3 protein-coding genes and 1 pseudogene are annotated in these 1,537 nt (G+C 44.4%); 1 reads left to right on the plus strand and 3 read right to left on the minus strand.

All coding sequences use genetic code 11. From position 1 onward, the window contains the following. Window positions 1-100 precede the first annotated feature (100 nt). Window positions 101-271, plus strand: a complete 171-nt coding sequence (locus MTBBW1_RS28865; RefSeq protein ID WP_186441756.1) for a hypothetical protein — start codon at window positions 101-103, stop codon at window positions 269-271. A gap of 70 nt (window positions 272-341) precedes the next feature. On the opposite strand, the gene MTBBW1_RS27140 is transcribed toward MTBBW1_RS28865, so the two are convergent. The 3 genes and pseudogenes from MTBBW1_RS27140 to MTBBW1_RS28870 form a co-directional block, all read right to left on the minus strand. Continuing rightward, the gene (locus tag MTBBW1_RS27140; RefSeq protein WP_080810120.1) at window positions 342-797 is read right to left on the minus strand and encodes a type II toxin-antitoxin system HicB family antitoxin; all 456 of its coding nucleotides are present in this window, start codon (window positions 795-797) and stop codon (window positions 342-344) included. Further along, the gene (locus MTBBW1_RS27145; RefSeq protein WP_186441757.1) at window positions 794-994 is read right to left on the minus strand and encodes a type II toxin-antitoxin system HicA family toxin; all 201 of its coding nucleotides are present in this window, start codon (window positions 992-994) and stop codon (window positions 794-796) included. Before MTBBW1_RS27145 ends, MTBBW1_RS27140 begins: the two co-directional genes overlap by 4 nt. 103 nt (window positions 995-1,097) lie before the next feature. After that, window positions 1,098-1,537, minus strand: a pseudogene (locus tag MTBBW1_RS28870) (hypothetical protein); the annotation flags it as partial.

Genomic DNA, 1,537 nt, shown 5'->3' on the forward strand with positions numbered 1-1,537 from the left:
TTCGCTATGAAGTCAGAAAATTGATCCTTCGGGGCGCCATCAAAAAACAGAATGGCAAGTCATTCTATAGTATAGGGTTACGGAAACAGGCTGGAAATGGATGTGGGCTTCAATTACAGCCAGACACTATTTCAAAAATCCTGTTATTTCAGCATCTTTGAAATGTAACTGTTACGCAGCCCCCAACCAGCCGTCCGAACTTGAAGAGGGTCTGGGGCTTGTCAATCAGGGATTGAGCCAGATTACACGGGCTTTGGCTGTTAACGCGTGACCTTAAAAAAACGTGATTTTTTTTCACGTTTTTGAAAAACAAAGCATAGAGCAGAAAGCTATCTTAACTTTTAACTTACAAACGCCAGAGCAGAAAAAGGTATCGGCTCAACATCCACCGCCACACGCAAAGAAAGAGCCGAAAGTGCAGCCTCAACATGACTCACTTTTGATTCATAGGTAATATCAAGAAGTCGGCGTATCTGCCTTTCATTGCACCCAATTTGCTCTGATAACTGACGCAAGGTTATTCCCTGTGTGCGCATAGCCTGATAAACCGCCAGCTTCATGGCTGCCAACGGTGGTACAGACACTACCTGTTGCCCTGACACGGGTTTCGATGGCACTGGTATATCACGCTGCTGATCAGTATAGCTGGAAAGGGCAACAACAAGTGCATCTTCTGCATTATGAATTGCCTCCTGCGGCGTATTCCCAGCGGTCACTGCTTCAGGTACATCAACGCAGAAGAGACCAACCTGACCTCCACTATAATTTTTAATCGTGACTGGATAAGATAATTTCATGGCTGCAACTCCTTCAATCGAGTGTCAAGCTGTTTACAGATGTCATCAAGAAATTCCGGTGCATAATCAGTAACATGTACGGGTACTGTGGTCTGCTTACCGTTCATCGAAACCAGTACATGTCCACCTTTTCCTCGTCCTTTAATTATTTCTGCACCATGACTTTTCAGTAGTTTTAGAAATTGTCTAATTTTCATAAGGAGTATCATAGGATATTGATGGCTTCGTGTCAAGCCTCAGCAATAACACCACCCTGCGACACCACAAGCAAAATCAAAGCCATTCAGCCACAGTCAACAGTCAACAGTCAAGCATTATGTACCTGTCCCCATTTTTAGTCTTCTCATTCTTCGATTTCAGCAAATGCTTCACTTGATCATACTGACGCTTCACGAAACTCTTGCTGCCGATAATCCCTGAATCACAAAAATGGCGGGTCCGAAGCCGAAACCGATCCGTCCTGGTGATTTTAAAATCCTTTTCCCGCTCTTTTTCCACCACTTCCTGACGAATCGCCTCCGCTCTGTTTTTCGTCATAGCGCCCGTCTCGTATATAAACCGGCGGTATTCCTCCAATCTGTCAGATGCATCACGCATTCCAAACGCCTCAAGACCAAAATCTGTAGACAAAAATTCATCTTTGTTATCCGTCTGAAGATGATAGCCGATACTGTTCCAACGGTAATCTTCAGGTTTATCAACAATCCCGGCACGAACCGGATTCAAATCATTACCGAACT

This window comes from Desulfamplus magnetovallimortis, assembly GCF_900170035.1.
Classification (GTDB): domain Bacteria; phylum Desulfobacterota; class Desulfobacteria; order Desulfobacterales; family Desulfobacteraceae; genus Desulfamplus; species Desulfamplus magnetovallimortis.

Excerpts from the sequence above, each read along its gene's own strand:
- MTBBW1_RS27140 (WP_080810120.1), bottom strand. The coding sequence starts at position 797 with ATGAAATTATCTTATCCAGTCACGATTAAAAATTATAGTGGAGGTCAG.
- MTBBW1_RS28865 (WP_186441756.1), top strand. The coding sequence starts at position 101 with ATGTGGGCTTCAATTACAGCCAGACACTATTTCAAAAATCCTGTTATT.
- MTBBW1_RS27145 (WP_186441757.1), bottom strand. The coding sequence starts at position 994 with ATGAAAATTAGACAATTTCTAAAACTACTGAAAAGTCATGGTGCAGAA.